This window comes from Phyllobacterium sp. CCNWLW109 (assembly GCF_037203905.1).
Classification (GTDB): domain Bacteria; phylum Pseudomonadota; class Alphaproteobacteria; order Rhizobiales; family Rhizobiaceae; genus Phyllobacterium; species Phyllobacterium ifriqiyense.
Map to the genome: position 1 here is coordinate 724,436 of NZ_JBBCBK010000002.1, position 20,219 is coordinate 744,654.

Genomic DNA, 20,219 nt, shown 5'->3' on the forward strand with positions numbered 1-20,219 from the left:
CTGGTTACGCTTCCTGCGCAGTCACGGGAAATGTAAACCGGTGTTCGGGTGGAATGGCAAGGTCGATAGCAATATCTCCTGCCAAAATGGGAGTTCCACTATCGATCGCATCTTTAACGCGGTCGATACGGACAAGGGCTAGCCCGCTTCGTCCGGCAGCGCTTCCCAAAGTACCAAGCTCACGTCCATTTGCCGTTATGGATGTTCCTGTTGGGGGCAGGTCCACCGGGCTGTCGACAATAAGGATTCGCCGTCGTGCAGTTCCGCGATGCTGCATCCGGGAAACGACCTCCTGGCCGATGAAGCAGCCCTTCTTGAACGAAACACCATTGATCTGATCGAAATTGATGTCATGCGGAAAGGCATCACCCAGCGCATAGTCCATAGGTGCTTCGGCCACACCATGAGCAATCCGCAGACGCGTCCACGCGTCGACATCGCCATTGATAGCGGTATCGCCATAGTGGCGGCAAACGTTGAGGTCGCCAGGAAAGCGCTCATCCCGAACCGTAGAATCAGATTCTGAGACGCTTGACTCACTTCCCCATGAAACGGCCACAAGCGATTCAGAATCAATGGAAATCTGTACTTTGGCGCGCAGCTTATAGAGGCTCAGACGCTTGGCAAAATCATCGATCACAGACTGCAAAATGTCGAGACGCAAGCCATCGGCCGATCGTGAAATCAGAAACTCGAACATGATCTTGCCTTGAGGGCTCAGAAGGGCCCCAGGTCTGAGTTTGCCTCTTTGCAGATTATCGAGATCTGTGGTGATCAGGTTTTGCAGGAAGCTCTCTGCTTCTTCGCCTGTAACGTTGAGGATCGCTCTTCCGTTTAAAAGTGCCGATGGCATTGCATTATCCTTGCCTTATCTGTTCCTGTTACGTAATCCGCTCGGGACGGGTTCGCAAGGTGAAGGAGATGCAAATGGCTCAAACATTCGACACGATTTATCGAAGCGGCATGGTTGTCAATCAGGATGGCGTCGGTTTGCGCGATATCGGTATCATCAATGGGCGAATTGCGGCCATCGGCAATCTGGGCACCGCATCGGCGGGCGAAATCATCGATGCGACTGGCCTGCATATTCTTCCCGGCGTCGTCGACAGCCAGGTGCATTTTCGTGAGCCCGGCCTCGAACACAAGGAAGACCTGGAAAGTGGATCCCGTTCGGCCGTTCTTGGCGGTGTCACGGCGGTTTTCGAAATGCCCAATACCAAGCCGTTGACGACTTCAGCCGAAACCCTCGAAGACAAGGTCCGTCGCGGCAAGCATCGCATGCATTGCGATTTCGCCTTTTGGGTTGGCGGTACGCGTGACAATGCGCATGATGTTCCTGAACTGGAGCGTCTGCCAGGTGCCGCAGGCATCAAGGTTTTCATGGGTTCCTCTACCGGTGATCTTCTTGTTGAAGACGATGAGGGTGTTCGTTCAATCCTCAGAAATACCCGCCGCCGCGCTGCATTCCATTCCGAGGACGAGTTCCGGCTGCGTGAGCGCGAAAGCTTCCGCGTCCCGAATGATCCGTCCTCGCATCCGGTCTGGCGCGATGAGATTGCAGCTCTTCAATGCACCGAGCGTCTGGTACGGATTGCCCGTGAAACCGGTGCCCGTATCCATGTTTTGCATATCTCCACCGCTGAGGAAATTGAATTCCTTGCTCAACACAAGGATGTGGCGAGCTGTGAAGCAACGCCGCATCATCTGACGCTTGATGCCAGCCAATATGCAACGCTTGGAACCTTGCTTCAGATGAATCCGCCAGTGCGCGACGCCCGTCATCGCGATGGTGTCTGGAGAGGTATAGGGCAGGGAATCGTTGACGTGCTTGGCTCAGATCATGCGCCCCACACATTGGAAGAAAAGTCCAAACCCTATCCTGCGTCACCATCCGGCATGACCGGCGTGCAGACACTTGTTCCAATCATGCTGGATCATGTAAATGCCGGACGCCTTTCCATTGAACGCTTTGTCGATCTTAGCTCGCATGGTCCAAATCGCCTGTTCGGTATGGCTCGCAAGGGTCGCATCTCCGTAGGCTATGATGCGGATTTGACAATTGTCGACATGAAGCGCCGCAAGACTATTACCAATGAGCAGGTGGGTTCAAAGGCTGGCTGGACTCCTTATGACGGCAAGATCGTCACAGGCTGGCCTGTAGGCACTATTGTGCGCGGCATTAAAGTCATGTGGGAGGGGGAGATCGTCACTCCCTCACAAGGCGAGCCGGTCCTATTTGGTGAGGCACTTCAAGGCAGATAAATCTCTGCCTTCATGAACGTCACCGCTGCACCGCTGATCAGTACACGATCATCAGCAAGCTCGCAGAGCAAGTGTCCGCCACGCTTTGAGCGTTGAAACGCGGACAAATGATTTTTGCCAAGCTTCGCGGCCCAATACGGCACAAGCGTTGAATGTATTGATCCGGTTACCGGATCTTCCGGAATGCCGGCATGGGGTGCAAAATAGCGCGATACGAAATCATGCTCTTCACCTTTGCCGGTAATCACCAGTCCGAACGGGTCAAGTCCTGTAATTTTCGGCAGGTCGGGAACAAAATCAAGCACCGCCTGCTCATTTTCAAGCTCAATGAAGACATTCTCGAAATTCTGAAATGCCGTGATATTTTCCCGTGCGGTAATATCTTTTAGCGCGGGGAGGAGATTGGTCACTGGCTCTGGCGGAAAGCTTGGAAAATCGAGCTGATAGACTGATTGCTTTTTGTTGACGCGCAGGGCTCCGACCCTTGTCTCAAAAACCAATTCGCCTTTTATGCCCAGCTCATGCAGCAGCACATGGGATGAGGCAAGGGTGGCATGACCACAGAAATTCACTTCGTGAACTGGCGTAAACCAGCGTAAATCCCAGCCAGTTGCGTTGCGTTTGACAAAGGCAGTTTCTGCAAGATTATTCTCGGCGGCAATGTTCTGCATGGTTTCAACCGGCAGCCATTCGTCAAGAACAAGCACTGCTGCCGGATTGCCGCGAAAAAGCTCGGTGGTGAATGCATCCACCTGGTACATTGTCAGCGTCTTCATTGGGCACCTGTGAATTCAAAAAGAGTGGCCTCAAGCTGTACCCTTTGCCGGGAATTTCGCAAACTGCAAATGTCCAAGTTTTTCCGGGTTGCGCATGACATAGATGGCCTTGATCTTCCCGTTCTCGATTTCCAGAGCGGTTGTTTGTGGCAGGTCATCAGACTCCATCGTAGCAAAGCCATGCAAGCCATCAATCAGGCCTTCAAATAGCAGAGTTGGAAGCTCGAAATCTGCACGGCGTGAAACGCCCTCGAAAAAGCGCATTATGTTCTCAGCTGTGTAAATTGGCTTGACCACCGAAAGCCTAACTCCACCGCCATCAGCATACATAACGACGTCATCTGCCAGAAGGGTTTGAAGTGTCTGTGTGTCGCCAGTGCGTGACGCATTAAAAAACGCGGCGGCAATTCTACTGCCTTGTTCATCCGAAACTGGAAACCGCGGCTTGGCCTTTTGTATATGATTGCGCGCCCGGTTTGCGAGCTGCCTGCAAGTCGCAGCATCCCGATTGATAGTCTGGGCAATCTGCTTGAAATCCTGGCCGAACACGTCATGCAGCAAAAAAGCGGCACGTTCGAGGGGCGACAGCCGTTCTAGTGCCATCATAAGGGTTAGCGTAATGTCACCTTCGGTCTCTTCTTCGAGCGGATTGAATATCGGTTCCGGCAGCCAATCTCCTACATATCTTTCCCTGCGCACACGCGCCGATTTCAGATGATCAAGGCAAAGGCGCGTAATTATGCTGACAAGAAAAGCTTCTTCACTGCGAACACTCGACTTGTTGGTCTTGTGCCAGCGAATGAAGCTCTCTTGAACAATATCCTCTGCCTCTGCGACTGACCCGAGCATGCGATATGCAATCCGGGTCAGCCGAGGCCTCAGGCGGTTGAACGCTTCTAGCGTGTCGTCAGGCTGCGACACTGGCTTTTGCTACCGGATGTATGGAGCGGAACCCGATGGCAATACGGTTCCAACCGTTGATGGTGACAATGAGCATCGTCAATTTCACAATTTCCTCCTCAGTGAAGTGCAGCTTCAGGGCTTCATAATCACTATCGGGCGCATGGGTTTGCGAGACCAGAGTCAACGCCTCTGTCCAGGCCAAGGCAGCCCTCTCACGATCGCTATATAATGGAGATTCTCTCCAGCCGTTCAGCAAATAAATGCGTTGCTCGGTTTCGCCATGCTTACGCGCATCCTTGGAATGCATATCGAGGCAATAGGCGCAGCCATTGATCTGGGATGCACGCATCTTGACGAGTTCTTGCAGGCTTTTTTCAAGGCCGTTACCTTCAACGCCTTCACTCATGACAAGCATCGGCTGGAGAGCGTCAAAACTTATAGGATTTAATCTGGCTTTCATCATCTATCTCCTGTGTGGCATTCAGTTGCCTGAATACGAGACGAGACAGCATTGCCGGATGTGACATCCAATGAAAATAAATCTGAAAAATCAGTCGCCGGTCACGAAAAAGCGCCAGCGGCCTTTCGGAGTGATACCCAGACGATAAAATACATACGTGCCGAACTGCTTCATTTCATCATAGTCGCCAGCAGTAACGATTTGAAAGAGCTCAACTTTTTGTTTTGCATCCAGCTTATCCAACGGATAGGCAAAGAAATAGGGCCAAACGTATAATTCGTCTGCTGTGCCTGCATCGATGTGCACGAAGCCGGATTCCAGCACATCAACCAAAATTGCAAGTATTTCCTGCCCATCCGGATCGCCTGCCTGACTTTTCAGATAGGCCAGCGGGTCGCCGTCGACTTCGGCCAGCGAAAGCATGGTTACATCGTCACCAGACCCGATAAGTGGCCGCAGCGCTTCAATATTGCCCGATTTCGCAGCCTCGAGAATAAGCTGATGCATCTTTTGTACGGGGAAGGGTAGCTTGGTGAGATCGTACTGGACCTCTGGTGTTTCCGCTCCATCCTTCGCATTGGGCATTGCTGGATTGGTAGCCTTGGCACCCTCGGCGCCATCTTCCGCCGTAGGCTCGGTGGGCGCTGCACCTGGCGTATCTGATGATGCGGGCGGGGGTGTCTGTGTTTCGCCAGTTGGCTGGCTCGCGTCAGGCTTTGCAGGCTCTGCCGCCTTGGGCAGTTCTTCCTTTTTGATTTCGCTCAATGCAAGTTGCACCGGCGCACCTGAATTTGCAGACCATGCGGGTAGGCTCAATGCGCATACCGCTGTCGCCAGCATGATGGTTCTGGCGAAAGGATAAGCGGAAAGATGCTTTTCAAGCATGAATGTCACCCGGAATTTAACTACTGCAGAATGCGATTCGTCGAAAACTCGCCAGCAGAGATACGTTCGCGCAAGGCTTCGAGCAAGGCCAACGCTGACACTTCCCCGTTATCGCGGATAAGTTCGATCAGCGCCGTGGCAAATGCTGCTTCAGCCATGATCTCCGGTTCGATGCCTTCAAGCGTGCCATCAGCCCAGACTTCATTCTGATATTCGATCGCTACGAGTTTTTTCTCTTCAGCAACCAATTTATCAATATCTGTCGAGGTCATGTTCATGATGTACCATCCTTGGCCGAAGCCAATTCTTAAAGTGCCACTAAACAATACCATAGGTTTTGCTTAAAATGCGGTTCATTGGCTTCAACAGTTAAAGCCCGGTTAATTTCCATATCCCGATACGATTTCGGAAGAAAGCTTTGTTCCTTCCTGTTCATAGCGGTCAATCGCCGCAATCGCCTGGCTTGTACAGGCCGAATAGGTCTCGTTGAAGGTCCTGTATCCCCGGTTAAAACTGGCAATCAAACGCGCCTTTCGCACTGGATCTGGATTTTCGGCCAGAAGCAGTGCATCCATTCTGTCGCGCCATTGGCTGCTGTTCTCGCCGCATATATTGCGCAAAGAGTGGATCGAGCCCAGCACTTCCGCCAGTCTTATCAATTTGGTTTCATAAAGAGGATCGACTGCATAGGCTGGAACAGCGCACGAAATTCCCATCAATGCCAATATGATAAACGCTGTTCGACGCACAAAATTGCCTTGAGCTGAATTCCCCAAACCCTTGTGTCCTGAAAGCAAGGCATCTTCAAGGCAGTTTGGTGGGATACCCTCAGCTTTCGAAGTCTCGTGCAAGTTCCTGCGCAACGTCAAGCACACTTTCCGTAACGTCAAATTCGGCCATTTCTTCATACCGCAACCAATGAACTGCTGCCGCGTCATCGGCAGCAATTGCTTCCCCAAGAACATCATGGGCTCGAAAAACAGCAAGGCGGAATGGTCTGGGGGAGGGAAATTCAGGCGTGGAGTAATCGAATGTCACTGTCGTAAGATAGGTGACCATCGCCGCAGCGAGGCCGGTTTCCTCGTTCAATTCTCTAATTGCCGCCTCCTGCGGCGTCTCACCATCCTCTCGTCTTCCGCCGGGAAAGGCGAGCCAGCCCTTGGAAGGATCGCGCCCACGCTCAACCAGGAGAAATGCACCGTCGCGGATGCATACAACCGATACGCCATCGACAGTTGGGGAAAGTGGAATTTGGTCCATATCCAAGCGGTAAGCCTTGCAAGTCCGTTTGACAAGATGGCGGTAGTTGAGCAAGTGGTGCATTGACGAAGGTCGCGGCAGCGTGGAAGCAGGTTAATATGTGCGGACGTTTTTCACTCCTTGGGACACCTGAAGAAATAGCGGCCTATCTTGCGCTCATGGAGCTTGAAGATTTTCCGCCACGTTTCAATATTGCCCCTACGCAGCCAATCCTCATGGTGATGAGCGGCGAAACTCCGCCCCCCGGCAGCAATCGTTCGGATCGCAAAGCGCTGCTTGTCCGTTGGGGTTTTATTCCGGGCTGGGTGAAAAATACTGCCGATTACCCATTGATGATCAATGCGAGGTCGGAAACTGCAATCGAGAAGGCCTCTTTCAAGACCGCTATGCGCCATCGCCGGGCTCTCATTCCGGCATCAGGTTTTTATGAGTGGCGTCGCAGCGGGGACAAACAATCCCAAGCTTACTGGATCAGACCGCGCAATGGCGGCATCATTGCCTTTGCCGGACTTTATGAGCCTTGGGCTAATGCCGAAGGCTCGGAAATGGACACTGGAGCCATACTTACGACGCGTGCCAATGACGATATTCGTCACATTCACGATCGTATGCCTGTGATCATCGAGCAAAAGGATTTTGCTCGCTGGCTCGATTGCAAGACACAGGAGCCGCGCCATGTTTCAGATTTGTTAAAGCCGGCGCAAGCGGACTTTTTTGAAGCCATTCCTGTATCTGACAAGGTCAATAAAGTTGCCAATACCGGGCCGGATATTCAGGAAAGGGTGCTTGAAAATTTGAGCGAGCCCAAAAAATCCGCTCGCAACAAACCCGAAGAACCTGATACGCAGATGAAGCTTTTTTAATTCGCCCAGGTTTATCAGGATATCTTCGAATGCTTTCAGCCGCACTTTCCGGTTTTCTTCTTGGCGGATCGCTGATCATTGCCATCGGCGCTCAAAATGCCTTCATACTGCGTCAGGGATTGTTGCGCGAGCATGTGTTTATTCTCAGCCTGATCTGTGCATTGTCCGATGCGTTGCTCATTGCCGCAGGTGTTGCGGGTCTTGGCACGTTGATCGCCCAGTCGCCCAAACTCATTTCATTTGTAACGCTTGGAGGCGCTCTGTTCCTGTTCTGGTATGCCTCGGTAGCATTCCGGCGTGCATTGCACCCAGAGGCAATGCAGGCTGCACGGTTTGGCAGTAGCTCGCTGAAGGCTGCTATTGGCACCGTACTGGCGCTAACATTCCTCAATCCGCACGTCTATCTGGATACAGTTGTCTTGCTTGGGGGCCTCTCGGCCCGCTTCGAAGGGGCTAACCGCGCGGCTTATGGCGCTGGCGCGGCGATTGCATCCTTCGTCTGGTTTTTCGGCCTCGGCTATGGTGCGAGGCTGCTGCAACCGGTGTTCGCCCGTCCGGCTGCCTGGCGCGTGCTCGATGTTATCATCGGCCTTGTCATGGCGGGGATCGCGCTTAGTCTTTTAGTCCGTTTCCTGAACAATTGAAGCGAGCTTCAAAGGCGGACGCTGACGGACAGTGTTGAGTACTGCGGCTTGAATGGCTGCCGGGCCGATGGCGCGGTATTGCAGGGCAAGGTGGTCGGCAAAGATACTCTCTCGCGGCTTTGCAGTCTGTTGTGTCGGTATCATGGGTCTGGTCCTTTTGGGCGGGGCCTATTCCCCTTTCGCACAAGAGATAGGAATCCCGTTCAAATTGGCCGGAAAAAAGGCACTTTCCGGGAGGATTTTAGGCTTTCCGGTTAATTTGCATTAACCAATGTGATCCCGACAAATTTGCCACACCAGCTTCCAATTGCCGGTGCTTGACGATTGGCTTGCGCTCAATCATAAAGACATCATGAAAACGTTGTCAGTTACGATTATTATCACCTGTCGGACCATTATCAGCTAGCTCCTGCTGGCCCGGTCGTTTTCATCTCAAATTTCCAGTACCAAAGATGCAAATATGCCGGTCAAGCGACCCGTCTGTTGATATTCTGTACATCCTTGAACCTGAAATTGAGATGACCCATGCCGCATGACATTAGCCTCTACAATACGCTGACACGCTCGAAGGAGAAGTTCGAGCCAATCGACGCTAAAAATGTGCGCATGTATGTCTGCGGCCCGACAGTCTATGACTACGCCCATATCGGCAATGCCAGACCTGTCATTGTCTTTGATGTGCTGTTTCGGCTTTTGCGTCACACCTACGGCGAAAATCATGTCACTTACGTTCGCAATATCACGGATATCGACGATAAGATTAACGCGCGTGCCGCCCGGGATTTTCCGAATCTGCCACTGAACGAAGCTATTCGAAAGGTGACGGAAGCTACGAACGCTCAGTTTCAGGCCGATGTGACAGCGCTTGGCAATCTGGAGCCATCGGCGCAGCCGCGGGCGACCGAGTATATTGCCGAAATGGTGGCGATGATCGACCGGCTGGTAGAGCGCGGCGTTGCCTATGTTGCTGACGGACATGTGCTGTTCTCACCCTCTGCGATGAATGCGGCGAGGGGCCCGCGCTATGGGCTTTTGGCACGGCGCTCCGCAGATGACATGCTCGCAGGCGCACGCGTCGACGTTGCGTCGTATAAGCGCGACGAGATGGACTTTGTTTTGTGGAAGCCTTCCAGGGAAGGTGAGCCCGGTTGGCCGTCACCGGCGGGGATTGATGGTCTCGGTCGTCCCGGCTGGCATATAGAGTGCTCTGCCATGGCTATGGCCAAGCTGCTTGAGCCCTTCGGCGGTGGGTTGCGCTGCGATGATCCGATGAAGAATATCTTTGATATTCACGGAGGTGGCATTGATCTCGTTTTCCCTCACCATGAAAACGAAATCGCCCAGTCATGCTGCGCATTCGGCACGGATCGGATGGCCAATATCTGGATGCATAATGGTTTCCTCCAGGTTGAGGGCCAGAAGATGGCGAAAAGCGTCGGAAATTTTTTCACCATCAACGAATTGCTGGAGACGACGACATTTGGCGATCGCAAATGGCCGGGTGATGTTTTGAGATTGGCTATGCTCATGACCAATTATCGCGAGCCGATTGATTTCACCATCAATCGGCTAGAAGAAGCTGAGAATATCCTCGCCAAAGCGCGGGAATATGCAGGCTCTGCCGCTGTCGGATGGGTGCCCGATGAGGCTTTGGAGATATTGTCTGATGATCTTGCAATACCGGGCCTCATCAACTGGCTGGCTACAGTCCGCAAATCCCGGTCACTGGATCCCGCAGCTTACAAGGCAATATTTGCATTACTCGGCATTGATTTGAGTAGTGATGCCGACGAAGTGTCGTCTGAATTCGCCGCAGAGATTGAAGCTAAGGTAATGCAACGGCTAGAACTGCTCGGTGCACGCGATTTTGCTGAAGCAGACGCTATCCGTTATGAATTGCTGGAAAAGGGCATTCAGCTCAAAGATGGCAAGGATGCGGTCACGGGTGAACGTGTGACAAGCTGGGAGGTGAAGCGGTGAGTTTGGATAACAAGCCAGTCTACACCGGAGGCTGTCAATGCGGGGCCGTACGGTTTCGCGCTACTGGCGCGTTGGGGAGCCCATCGATCTGTCATTGCCGCATGTGCCAGAAAGCATTCGGCAATTTCTTTGCGCCGCTGGTTTCGGTAACGGATACCGATCTGACATGGACGCGAGGCGAACCAAAACGGTTTCAGTCGTCCAACCACGTCAAGCGGGGATTCTGCGCCGACTGCGGAACACCGCTGACCTATGAAGCGCCCGATGGTATAGCTCTTGCCATCGGTGCCTTTGATGAGCCGGAAGAACTAGCGCCGACTGTTCAATGGGGACTCGAAGGCAAATTGCCTTATGTCGATGATCTCTCGTCTTTGCCCGGATATACGTCCGAAGGTGATCCGGAATCCATCGATTTCCTGAAAACCATGATTTCGTATCAGCATCCGGATTTCGATACAGACAGATGGCCCGCGGAAGAGACGCACAAGTGAGCAAAGAACGCATCTACCTTTTCGACACCACCTTGCGCGATGGCCAGCAGACACCTGGCATTGATTTCTCGGTGGAAGACAAGAAAGTAATCGCGGCTATGCTGGACGAGTTTGGCTTCGACTATGTTGAAGGCGGCTATCCCGGAGCGAATCCGACCGACACAGCATTCTTTGCCGAAAAACGCACAAACCATGCAAAGTTTGCCGCATTCGGCATGACAAAACGCGCCGGCGTTTCTGTTTCAAATGATCCTGGTGTCACAGCGCTGATTGGCTCTTCGGCTGATACGGTTTGTTTCGTTGGCAAGAGTTGGGATTATCACGTTCGCGTTGCGCTCGGCTGCACGAACGAAGAAAATCTCGAGTCCATCGACGCGTCAGTGAAAGCCGCTGTCAGCGCGGGCAAGGAAGCCATTGTCGACTGCGAACATTTCTTTGATGGTTACAAGGCAAATCCTGGCTGTGCGTTGGCTTGTGCCAAGACCGCCTATGATGCTGGTGCTCGCTGGGTGGTTCTTTGCGATACCAATGGCGGTACGCAACCTGCTGAAGTGACGGCGATCGTCAAGGCGGTCACGAAAATCATTCCGGGTGACCATCTGGGCATTCACGCGCATAATGATACGGAACAAGCTGTCGCAAACTCGCTCGCTGCCATTGATGCTGGCGTCCGCCACGTGCAGGGCACGCTTAACGGTATCGGAGAGCGCTGCGGCAATGCCAATCTAATCACCATCATCCCGACATTGATGCTCAAGCCCGCATGGGCGGATCGCTTCGAGACCGGTATCAGCCTCGAAAAGCTGAAGGGGCTGTCGCGCTTGTCGCGCAGTTTCGACGAACTGCTTAACCGTGCGCCAAACGCGCAGGGCGCTTTCGTAGGCTCTTCCGCCTTCGCCACAAAGGCGGGTATTCACGCTTCTGCCCTGATCAAGGAGCCAGCGACCTACGAACATGTTCCGCCGGAAACGGTGGGGAATCGCCGCAAGGTCATGGTTTCCGACCAAGGCGGCAAGTCCAATTTCATCAACGAACTGGAGCGGCGCGGCATTTCTGTCAGCAAAACCGATCCGCGTCTTGATACGCTGATTTCGCTCGTCAAAGAACACGAAGCTGAAGGTTATGCCTATGAGGGTGCCGATGCCAGCTTCGAGCTATTGGCCCGGCGCACGCTTGGCACAGTGCCGGAGTTTTTCAAAGTGGATTCCTTCCGCTGTATGGTCGAGCGCCGCTTCGATGCCAATGGAAATATAAAAACTGTCTCCGAAGCTGTGGTTCGCATGGAAGTCGACGGCGAAATGCGTATGTCGGTGGCCGAAGGGCACGGGCCGGTCAACGCTCTCGATCTTGCCTTGCGCAAGGACATGGGCAGCTATCAGCATGAGATCAACGATCTCGTATTGGCGGACTTCAAGGTCCGTATTCTCAATGGTGGTACGGAAGCGATTACCCGGGTTTTGATAGAATCGACAGATTCGACCAATGTCAGATGGTGGACAGTCGGGGTTTCCGACAACATCATAGATGCGTCTTTTCAGGCATTAATGGACTCTGTGGTCTATAAATTGATGAAAAATCGCGATCTTGCAGGAAAAATTGCCGCGGAATAGATTGATTTGACTAGAAAGAGCCAAAACATCAAATGGCTTGATGTTACGATCATTCGAATTCAATGGACGCAGTGCAGGCTGAAGTCTAGGACTTCGCTCCATGAGCGAACAAGCAAAAATGAATGATGCAATGCAATCCGTGCCTTTGCCGGGAATGTCCGATGGCAAGAAAGGCTTTCTTTTTGCTCTCTCAGCATATCTTCTTTGGGGCGTCCTTCCGTTTTATCTGAAGACCGTCGCTCATATTCCTGCGCTGGAAGTGGTCGCACATCGTATTGTCTGGTCTGTGCCAATTGCCGGTATCCTGCTCTGGTGGCTTGGCCTGTTTGGCGATCTCAAGGTCGCTTTGACAACTCCGCGCATGCTGGCGATGGCTACACTAACCGCCAGTCTGATCACTGTTAACTGGGGCACTTATGTCTGGGCCATCGGCTCTGGCCATGCGATCGATACGGCCTTGGGTTACTATATAAATCCGCTGGTCAATGTCGTTCTGGGTGCAGTGTTTCTCGGCGAACGTCTATCCAAGCCCCAAATGGTGGCCGTTGCGCTGGCAGCTTGCGCCGTGCTGCTCCTCACCATTTATTCAGGTGGCTTGCCGTGGATATCGCTGGTCCTCGCATTCAGCTTCGGATTCTATGGGTTCTTCCGCAAAACTCTACCTATTGGCCCGACGCAGGGATTCATGCTGGAAGTTTTGATCTTGTCGATCCCATCGCTTGCTCTGATCGGCTGGACCATCATTCAGGGCACCAGCCATTTCATGCAGGGCAATATGCATGATATCGCCCTGTTGCTTTTCGCCGGCCCGGCAACCGCCGTTCCACTTATCCTTTATGCCTTTGGTGCGAAACTGCTCCGATACACCACGATTGGCCTGATGCAATATATTGCGCCGACCATTGTGTTTCTGAGTGCAATCTTTGTATTTGGCGAACCATTTTCACACATCCAGTTCATCGCTTTTGCTTTGATCTGGTCGGCTTTGGCCATCTATACGTGGTCCATGTTGCACGAAGCGCGCAAAGCTCGCCCGGCTACGGCGGCCTAGCGCCGCGAACCGCCAATCTTGCGAACAAACAGATAAACCATCACTGAAATAAACAGCGCTACAAAAGCCACGATCCAGAAACCGTGCGGACTTTCCAGAAATGGCAATCCACCGGTATTCATGCCGAACAAGCCGCTGATCACTGTTGTGGGCAACAGGACGGCGGTCATGATCGACAAAATATAGAGAAACTGGTTGGACTGGTCGGATAGCTTTGCCATCAGTTCGTCCTGCAAAAGCCGCGCCCGCTGTTGCAATTGCTCTCCCTCTGCATGCAACGTTTCGGCTCTGCGAGACAGACCTTCGATCAGATCATCGAGGTTCTCGGGAAATGCACGCCGGTCAGCATGGTCGATATGGCGAAAAATGCCGGTGGCCGCGGTTAAATGGCGATGAAACAGCACAATCTGGCGCCTTACGGGTACAAGCCGCTCCCGTTCGCCCTGCCAATTATCGCCGACGATATGATCTTCGATTGAGTCGAGCGTCTCGGCAAGTTTTGCTATTTCAGCTTTCAACAATTCAAGAAAACGCCGAAATATGACGTGGAACAGATCCAGCGGAGTTTCAAGTCTGATCTTGTCCCGCAATATGAACTGCCGGACATCATCGACCGATTGCAGAGGGTATCTGCGCCCGCTAATGAATAGTTTCTCGTTTAAAGCGAAGCGGAAATAACCCAGTTTGCGTGCATCGCCATAATGCTCGTGCTGCAGGTCGGGAAGTTCGCCGAAAAGCCAGCCGTCTTCATAGCTTATCTGATATTGGTCGCCCGCAGCGAGCAAGGTTTCCTTGACCGCTTCCGGCAGGTCATCGTCGTTTTCCAAGTTACGTTTGGCGCGTACATCTACCAGCGCGTAACTTTTCCATGACCAGCTACTATCCACAGCAGATTTCGTAATCAGGCAGCCGCCGGTATCAAAATCATGGACTATGACAAAATCGTCGGTTCGAGGCGATAAATGTTTGGGATCGAGCGTGTCGATGATGCTGACCCTTTCATTCCGTCAGAGGCGTTCGATGATCGCTTCATTGCCTTCCCGATCCCCCCTCGACGCAGCGCTGAGGATTGCGGGTACAATATCTTCGGGCCTGTCTACCACAATTGGATTGACCAAATGTGACGTGTGTACGAACCCCTCGGCTTTCATGTGATCAAGTAGAGCCAGCATCGGATTCCAGAATCCATTGATGTTCGCAAAAACCATCGGCTTTTTGTGACGGCCAAGCTGCGCCCAGGTCATGATCTCGACAATTTCTTCGACAGTTCCAATACCACCGGGGAGGGTGACAAAAGCATCGGAACGCTCGAACATCTTGTGTTTGCGCTGGTGCATGTCCTCAGTGACGATCAACTCTGACAGCTGCTGCAGTGAATGCTCGGTGGCTTCCTTGTTCATAAGGAATTTCGGAATAATGCCTGTCACTTTGCCGCCTGCCGACATGACGCCATCGGCGACTGCACCCATAATACCTTTTGTGCCGCCGCCATAGATCAACTCAAGGCCATGCTCGGCTATAGAGTTTCCAAGCAGCTTGCCGCTCTGTTTGTAAATTGGATCACGGCCCGGCGAGGAACCGCAGTAAACACAAATGGATCGAATCTTGCTCATATATTCTTGGTGCCTTTTGCTTTGCTGACAGTCAAGCGCGACAAATCGGGACACCCTACCGCTTTGGCTGAATTAAAAGTATAGTAGGCCGGATTTGCGTCGTTTCTTGTAGAGGAGCATAAAAGGCGCTAGAGCAAAAAAGAACAAGAGGGTAGAAAAACAATGCTCAGCACACGAATTGCATTATTGGGGGTCAGCGCCGTTGTTGCCGCGGGGTTGGTTGCGCTTTATCTGGCAGATATTTCGGGTCAGACAGACGCTGATAAACCAGCCGCAATTGCTAATATTGACACTTCGGTGAAGCCTGCGGCACCAACAGAGCCAGCGGCCGAACCGGCTGCTTCGGTGCCTTCCACGGGCACTGCCCTGACACAGCAAGCAGCAATGCCGCAACCGGAACTGACAACAGTTCCACCAAGCTCTGGCGCACCCACTTTTGATGTATTGCGTGTCGAGCCGACCGGGTCGATTGTCATTGCGGGCAAGGCGTCGGCCAATGCCACTGTTGATCTGCTCTCACGCTCTAAAGTCATTGGCACTACAAAATCCAATGAAAGTGGCGACTTTGTTATTGTTCTCGAAGATCCGTTGAAGCCCGGCGATTATCAGCTTGTGCTGCGTTCAACCGGAGCCAGCGGGACAGCCATGACTTCGATTGAAACCGCAATCGTATCAATTCCTGAATCCAAAACCGGACAGGTGTTGGCTCTTGTCGAGCAATCGGGCCAGCCAAGCCGCATGATCACGACACCAGCGGCCACGCCCGCGCCCGATGCCGCACAGGCAGTGGTCACTGCTGCCCCGAAGGGCGACAAGCCCGTTGTTCAGCCAGCCGTTAAAGCCCGTATTGCTGTGGAAGCTGTCGAGATCGAAGGCAACAAGCTCTTCATCGCTGGCACTGCCGAAGCAGGCTTGACCGTGAAGGTTTACGCAAACAGCGATTTGCTGGGATCAACAATGACAACGCCGGAAGGGCGTTTTCTTGTTCAGACCGTAAAGGAGCTGGCAGTTGGCGACTATATCGTTCGCGCCGATATGCTTGCGGCTGACGGTGTTACCGTTCTTGCCAGATCCGCCGTACCTTTCAAACGTGAGGCAGGCGAGCGAGTATCGGCCGTCGCAGCTGCGCCGAAAGCCGATGAGCCTGTACAGGCCGAGAGCGCGACAGCGCAAGCTGCAACAGGTGATGCTGCCGCACCACTGCAAAGTGTTGAGGGCTCGGTCATTATTCGCCGGGGTGATAATCTGTGGCGGATTTCGCGCCGGACCTATGGCGAGGGAATGCGTTACACCACCATCTATCTTGCCAATAAAGAGCAGATACGCAATCCAAACCGGATTTTTCCTGGACAAGTGTTCGCCTTGCCTGAAACGGATAAACCCGCCGTCCAATAGAAAATATCTGCTGTATTCTGGCGGTTTTACGCAAAAGATTTGCGGGTAGGATTGCGTTTGCGATATATATCGTTTATCGACGATATACGATGACTTGCCAAAAATCTTTTGAAGACATTGAGAACGCCCGTATCCTGGCCGCGCTTGCCCATCCGGCTCGTCTGCGCATTGTCCGTCAGCTGTCATGTCTGGATGCATCGTGCTGCAAGGATATTGTCGCTGGTCTCGACCTTGCTCAATCGACGGTTTCGCAGCATCTCAAGATTTTGGTTGAAGCTGGATTGGTTCGTTATCGCCAGTCCGGTCAAAGCTCGCATTACAGCATTGACCCGGCAGCGTTCGCTCACGTTGCAATGCTTGTAAACAAAATGGCAGAGCTCTGCTGTCCACCACAAAAAATCATTCCACCGCAGCCGCAAGTCTGGCGCGAAAACATGCTTGAGGATTAGACGTGCCCGAAAAGACCGTATCATCCGAGTCTGGAAAAACTTTCCAGACAATCCGCAACCTTTGGCCCTATATGTGGCCGGTTGAACGTCCAGATCTGCGCATGCGGGTCGTATGGGCTACGGTCTACCTCATCATTTCCAAAATTGTATTGATCCTGGTTCCTTACTTTTTCAAGTGGGCAACCGATGCGTTGAACGGCAAACTGGAAGTTTCCGAACTTTTGCCAGTCTTGCTCATCGGCCCTCTGATGCTGGTCGCTGCCTATAATCTGGCGCGTATTGTTCAAGCTGGGCTTAACCAGTTGCGCGATGCGCTCTTTGCCAGTGTCGGTCAATATGCCGTGCGCAAACTCGCTTATAAGACGTTTGTTCATATGCACGAACTATCCCTGCGTTTCCACGTCGAGCGCCGCACCGGTGGTCTGTCGCGTATCATCGAGCGTGGAACAAAGGGCATTGAAACCATTGTCCGTTTTACAATCCTCAATACAGCCCCGACGATCATCGAATTCCTGATGACCGCAGTGATATTTGCGTTCACCTATGGCCTGTCTTACGTGGCGGTCGTCGTAGCTACTGTTTGGCTTTATACTTGGTTCACAGTGCGCGCCAGTGACTGGCGGATCAATATTCGCCGCGACATGAACGAATCCGACACCGATGCCAATTCCAAGGCGATCGACTCGCTGTTGAACTTCGAGACCGTTAAATATTTTGGCAATGAAACCATGGAAGCAACCCGCTTTGATGGGGCAATGGCGCGATACGAAGTTTCCGCGACGCGCATCTGGACTTCGCTCGGTTGGTTGAACTTCGGTCAGGCGGTGATTTTCGGTATCGGCATGGCGGTCATGATGATCATGTCGGGCAGGGAGGTCATGGCAGGCACCCAGACAATAGGCGATTTTGTTTTCATCAATGCCATGTTGATGCAGCTTTCCATCCCGTTGAATTTTATTGGTTTTATATATCGGGAAATTCGTCAGGGATTGACTGATATTGAACAGATGTTTGATCTGCTTGATGTCGAGCAGGAAGTGAAAGACAAGCCTAATGCAAAGGCCTTGCAGATTGATCGTGGCACGGTCCGCTTTGACAATGTGCAATTTGCCTATGATCCAAAGCGCCCGATCTTGAAGGGTGTCAGCTTTGAGGTGCCAGCGGGCAAGACGGTGGCTATCGTCGGTCCATCGGGCGCGGGCAAATCAACGCTGTCGCGCCTGCTATTCCGCTTCTACGATATACAAAGTGGTTCGATCAGCATTGATGGGCAGGATATCCGCGATGTGACGCAGGAAAGCTTGCGCTCAGCCATTGGTATGGTGCCGCAGGATACTGTGCTTTTTAATGACTCTATTGCCTACAACATCCGCTATGGCCGAGTTAGCGCTACCGACGAGGAAATGCGTAATGCCGCCGAGCTTGCGCAGATCGGGCCATTTATCAACACTTTGCCTGAGGGCTATCAAGCCATGGTCGGTGAACGCGGGCTAAAGCTCTCCGGCGGCGAAAAGCAGCGTGTTGCCATTGCTCGGACGATCCTCAAGGCGCCCCCCATCCTCATACTTGACGAGGCGACGTCTGCTCTGGATAGCGCCACCGAGCATGAAATTCAGTCGGCACTTGATTTGGTCAGTCGTGACCGGACGACCCTTGTTATCGCCCACCGGCTATCGACCATTATCGGCGCAGATGAAATCATTGTTTTGAAGGATGGCGTGATTGCTGAACGTGGTACACATACCAAGCTGCTGAAAATTAAAGGCCTTTATGCGTCAATGTGGAATCGCCAACGCGAGGCAACCGAGGCCGAAGAGCGGTTGCGCCGCGTACAGGCCGAGGACGATCTTGGAGTGGTTGTCCGTGGAAAGCCTGCAATGCCCGCGTGAATGGTTTGCCCCGGCGGCCAATCTCCGATAAGAACGCGAAAACTCGTTGAAAAATAGCCGTCATGTAACGACATAGCCTACGGCGTTTCGCGACATATGATGCTGGCATAATCAGGGATAGATGAATGAGCCTTGTTGATACGATCCGTAATACTTTTGTGCCCATCCATAAGGAAGGCTATCCCTTCATTGCGGGTTTCGCCGTTGCCACACTCATTCTTGGTTATCTTTGGGGCCCATTGTTCTGGATCGGCCTGATACTAACCGCTTGGTGCATTTATTTCTATCGTGATCCCCAGCGCGTAACTCCCACCGATGACAAGCTGGTTATAAGCCCGGCGGATGGACTCGTTTCGGCTGTTGGGCCTGCAGTGCCACCGCGCGAGCTTGGATTGGGCGATACGGAAATGACCAGAATTTCCGTCTTCATGAATGTTTTTTCCTGCCATATCAACCGCGCTCCGGTTCGCGGTCGAATTTCCACTATCGTCCATAAACCCGGCAAGTTCCTCAATGCCGAACTCGACAAAGCCAGTGCGGAAAATGAGCGCAATGGTCTGGTTATCGAAAGCCCCAATGGCGAGGTTGCTGTTGTGCAGGTTGCCGGTCTGGTTGCCCGCCGTATTGTGTGCTGGGTCGATGAAAGCAACTCAATCTCAATCGGCGAGCGCTTTGGCCTGATCCGCTTTGGCTCTCGCGTCGATGTCTATCTGCCGCAGGGATTTGTGCCGCGTGTTGCAGTCGGCCAAACGGCCGTTGGCGGCGAAACGGTTGTTGCTGAATTTGGTGGCGCGCCAAGCGCACCTCTGGTCCGGATAAGCTAATCAATGCCGTTGGAGCAAGAAACAGACCCGTTGTTTGACGAGAAACATCAAAATGCCGAACCGAAAGGCACGCGCATTCCCCTGCGTTACCTCATGCCCAACGTCATCACAGTTCTGGCCATCTGCGCGGGGCTGACCGGTATCCGGCTGGCATTTGAAAACAGATTCGAGCTGGCCGTTTCAATGGTTCTGCTGGCTGCGTTCCTTGACGGCATAGACGGACGCATCGCCCGCATGATGAAGGGTTCATCCAAGTTCGGCGCTCAGATGGACTCGCTTGCTGATATCGTCAATTTCGGCGTTGCACCGGCTTTGGTCCTTTATGCCTATATGCTTGATCAGGCGCGATCCTTCGGCTGGATTGCGGCGCTGCTTTATTGCATTGCCTGTTGTTTGCGGCTCGCCCGCTTTAACGTCATGCTTGACGTCGTCGGCAAACCGCTATGGCAGAATAACTTCTTTACGGGCGTTCCTGCTCCTGCAGGTGCCATGCTGGTCATGTTGCCGGTTTATCTGGGCTTCCTCGGTCTTGTTCCCACGCGTACATTCGCCTTTATAGCAGCAGCCTATACGGTGGGTGTGGCGGTGCTGATGATCAGCCGCTTACCGGTCTATAGCGGAAAGGCAGCAGGCACCAAGCTTCGTTCAGACTGGGTCATGCCGACCTTCCTGTTTATCGTGGTCTATGTGGCATTCCTGATGAGTTACACATGGGAAACGCTGACATTGACGACAATCGCCTTCTTCCTGACCTTGCCGTTCAGCTACAGGGCATGGAAACGTTTTGAAGCGGCGGATGCTGCCAGTACCAGCACAGATGCCGAAAAGGATGGTTCCGAAATCCAATCCTGATGTCGGAGCCAC

Annotated in this window: 23 protein-coding genes; 12 read left to right on the forward strand and 11 right to left on the reverse strand. The window is 52.8% G+C overall.

Translation table 11 applies throughout. From position 1 onward, the window contains the following. Window positions 1-4 precede the first annotated feature (4 nt). Entirely contained in the window at window positions 5-853 is an 849-nt protein-coding gene (ygfZ, locus tag V9K92_RS08780) for a CAF17-like 4Fe-4S cluster assembly/insertion protein YgfZ (protein ID WP_337353791.1), read from the reverse strand. A 74-nt stretch (window positions 854-927) separates the two neighbouring features. Between ygfZ and V9K92_RS08785 the strand changes: the two genes are divergently transcribed. Next, window positions 928-2,262, forward strand: a complete 1,335-nt coding sequence (locus tag V9K92_RS08785) for a dihydroorotase (protein WP_337353792.1) — start codon at window positions 928-930, stop codon at window positions 2,260-2,262. On the opposite strand, the gene V9K92_RS08790 is transcribed toward V9K92_RS08785, so the two are convergent. The 7 genes from V9K92_RS08790 to V9K92_RS08820 all read right to left on the reverse strand — a co-directional run bounded on the left by V9K92_RS08790 (window position 2,250) and on the right by V9K92_RS08820 (window position 6,546). Next, window positions 2,250-3,038: a PhzF family phenazine biosynthesis protein gene (locus tag V9K92_RS08790; RefSeq protein WP_337353793.1), complete on the reverse strand. Its 789-nt coding sequence runs from the start codon at window positions 3,036-3,038 to the stop codon at window positions 2,250-2,252. The genes V9K92_RS08785 and V9K92_RS08790 overlap by 13 nt on opposite strands. Before the next feature lie 30 nt (window positions 3,039-3,068). After that, window positions 3,069-3,959 (reverse strand): sigma-70 family RNA polymerase sigma factor, encoded by an 891-nt coding sequence (locus V9K92_RS08795; RefSeq protein ID WP_337353794.1) that lies wholly within the window; start codon window positions 3,957-3,959, stop codon window positions 3,069-3,071. Then, window positions 3,946-4,401 (reverse strand): carboxymuconolactone decarboxylase family protein, encoded by a 456-nt coding sequence (locus tag V9K92_RS08800; RefSeq protein ID WP_337353945.1) that lies wholly within the window; start codon window positions 4,399-4,401, stop codon window positions 3,946-3,948. Before V9K92_RS08800 ends, V9K92_RS08795 begins: the two co-directional genes overlap by 14 nt. 90 nt (window positions 4,402-4,491) lie before the next feature. Next, on the reverse strand, window positions 4,492-5,286 hold the full coding sequence (locus tag V9K92_RS08805; protein WP_307283906.1) for a hypothetical protein: 795 nt from the start codon (window positions 5,284-5,286) through the stop codon (window positions 4,492-4,494). Between the two features lie 20 nt (window positions 5,287-5,306). Further along, window positions 5,307-5,564: a hypothetical protein gene (locus V9K92_RS08810; protein WP_115051821.1), complete on the reverse strand. Its 258-nt coding sequence runs from the start codon at window positions 5,562-5,564 to the stop codon at window positions 5,307-5,309. A gap of 102 nt (window positions 5,565-5,666) precedes the next feature. Next, the gene (locus V9K92_RS08815) at window positions 5,667-6,002 is read right to left on the reverse strand and encodes a TIGR02301 family protein (RefSeq protein WP_337353946.1); all 336 of its coding nucleotides are present in this window, start codon (window positions 6,000-6,002) and stop codon (window positions 5,667-5,669) included. Window positions 6,003-6,114: 112 nt separating this feature from the next. Then, window positions 6,115-6,546: an NUDIX hydrolase gene (locus V9K92_RS08820; protein WP_337353947.1), complete on the reverse strand. Its 432-nt coding sequence runs from the start codon at window positions 6,544-6,546 to the stop codon at window positions 6,115-6,117. A gap of 98 nt (window positions 6,547-6,644) precedes the next feature. On the opposite strand from V9K92_RS08820, the gene V9K92_RS08825 reads away from it, so the two are divergent. Continuing rightward, window positions 6,645-7,409, forward strand: coding sequence for an SOS response-associated peptidase (locus V9K92_RS08825; RefSeq protein ID WP_337353795.1), 765 nt, complete (start codon window positions 6,645-6,647; stop codon window positions 7,407-7,409). A gap of 29 nt (window positions 7,410-7,438) precedes the next feature. Further along, window positions 7,439-8,053 (forward strand): LysE/ArgO family amino acid transporter, encoded by a 615-nt coding sequence (locus V9K92_RS08830; protein WP_115051819.1) that lies wholly within the window; start codon window positions 7,439-7,441, stop codon window positions 8,051-8,053. On the opposite strand, the gene V9K92_RS08835 is transcribed toward V9K92_RS08830, so the two are convergent. Beyond that, window positions 8,030-8,197: a hypothetical protein gene (locus tag V9K92_RS08835; protein ID WP_162802416.1), complete on the reverse strand. Its 168-nt coding sequence runs from the start codon at window positions 8,195-8,197 to the stop codon at window positions 8,030-8,032. The genes V9K92_RS08830 and V9K92_RS08835 overlap by 24 nt on opposite strands. A gap of 381 nt (window positions 8,198-8,578) precedes the next feature. Here V9K92_RS08835 and cysS point away from each other — a divergent pair, with 381 nt between their 5' ends. The 4 genes from cysS to rarD all read left to right on the forward strand — a co-directional run bounded on the left by cysS (window position 8,579) and on the right by rarD (window position 13,185). Then, entirely contained in the window at window positions 8,579-10,033 is a 1,455-nt protein-coding gene (cysS, locus tag V9K92_RS08840; RefSeq protein WP_337353796.1) for a cysteine--tRNA ligase, read from the forward strand. Continuing rightward, window positions 10,030-10,524, forward strand: coding sequence for a GFA family protein (locus tag V9K92_RS08845; RefSeq protein WP_115051817.1), 495 nt, complete (start codon window positions 10,030-10,032; stop codon window positions 10,522-10,524). Before cysS ends, V9K92_RS08845 begins: the two co-directional genes overlap by 4 nt. Next, window positions 10,497-12,134 (forward strand): citramalate synthase, encoded by a 1,638-nt coding sequence (gene cimA, locus V9K92_RS08850; protein WP_337353797.1) that lies wholly within the window; start codon window positions 10,497-10,499, stop codon window positions 12,132-12,134. Before V9K92_RS08845 ends, cimA begins: the two co-directional genes overlap by 28 nt. Before the next feature lie 100 nt (window positions 12,135-12,234). Next, window positions 12,235-13,185 carry an EamA family transporter RarD gene (gene rarD / locus V9K92_RS08855; protein WP_337353798.1) on the forward strand — a complete coding sequence of 317 codons (951 nt, stop codon included), beginning with the start codon at window positions 12,235-12,237 and terminating at the stop codon, window positions 13,183-13,185. On the opposite strand, the gene V9K92_RS08860 is transcribed toward rarD, so the two are convergent. Beyond that, window positions 13,182-14,072, reverse strand: coding sequence for a CorA family divalent cation transporter (locus V9K92_RS08860; RefSeq protein WP_337353799.1), 891 nt, complete (start codon window positions 14,070-14,072; stop codon window positions 13,182-13,184). The genes rarD and V9K92_RS08860 overlap by 4 nt on opposite strands. 120 nt (window positions 14,073-14,192) lie before the next feature. Then, entirely contained in the window at window positions 14,193-14,798 is a 606-nt protein-coding gene (locus V9K92_RS08865; RefSeq protein ID WP_115051813.1) for a TIGR00730 family Rossman fold protein, read from the reverse strand. A 162-nt stretch (window positions 14,799-14,960) separates the two neighbouring features. Here V9K92_RS08865 and V9K92_RS08870 point away from each other — a divergent pair, with 162 nt between their 5' ends. The 5 genes from V9K92_RS08870 to pssA all read left to right on the forward strand — a co-directional run bounded on the left by V9K92_RS08870 (window position 14,961) and on the right by pssA (window position 20,207). Then, the gene (locus tag V9K92_RS08870) at window positions 14,961-16,193 is read left to right on the forward strand and encodes a LysM peptidoglycan-binding domain-containing protein (protein WP_337353800.1); all 1,233 of its coding nucleotides are present in this window, start codon (window positions 14,961-14,963) and stop codon (window positions 16,191-16,193) included. Window positions 16,194-16,282: 89 nt separating this feature from the next. Then, complete coding sequence (locus tag V9K92_RS08875) at window positions 16,283-16,642, forward strand: ArsR/SmtB family transcription factor (protein ID WP_115051811.1); 360 nt, start codon at window positions 16,283-16,285, stop codon at window positions 16,640-16,642. A 71-nt stretch (window positions 16,643-16,713) separates the two neighbouring features. Continuing rightward, window positions 16,714-18,531, forward strand: coding sequence for an ABCB family ABC transporter ATP-binding protein/permease (locus V9K92_RS08880; protein ID WP_370878861.1), 1,818 nt, complete (start codon window positions 16,714-16,716; stop codon window positions 18,529-18,531). Window positions 18,532-18,656: 125 nt separating this feature from the next. Next, the gene (locus tag V9K92_RS08885) at window positions 18,657-19,355 is read left to right on the forward strand and encodes a phosphatidylserine decarboxylase (protein WP_336440999.1); all 699 of its coding nucleotides are present in this window, start codon (window positions 18,657-18,659) and stop codon (window positions 19,353-19,355) included. A gap of 3 nt (window positions 19,356-19,358) precedes the next feature. Then, window positions 19,359-20,207, forward strand: coding sequence for a CDP-diacylglycerol--serine O-phosphatidyltransferase (pssA, locus tag V9K92_RS08890; protein ID WP_115051808.1), 849 nt, complete (start codon window positions 19,359-19,361; stop codon window positions 20,205-20,207). Window positions 20,208-20,219 lie beyond the last annotated feature (12 nt).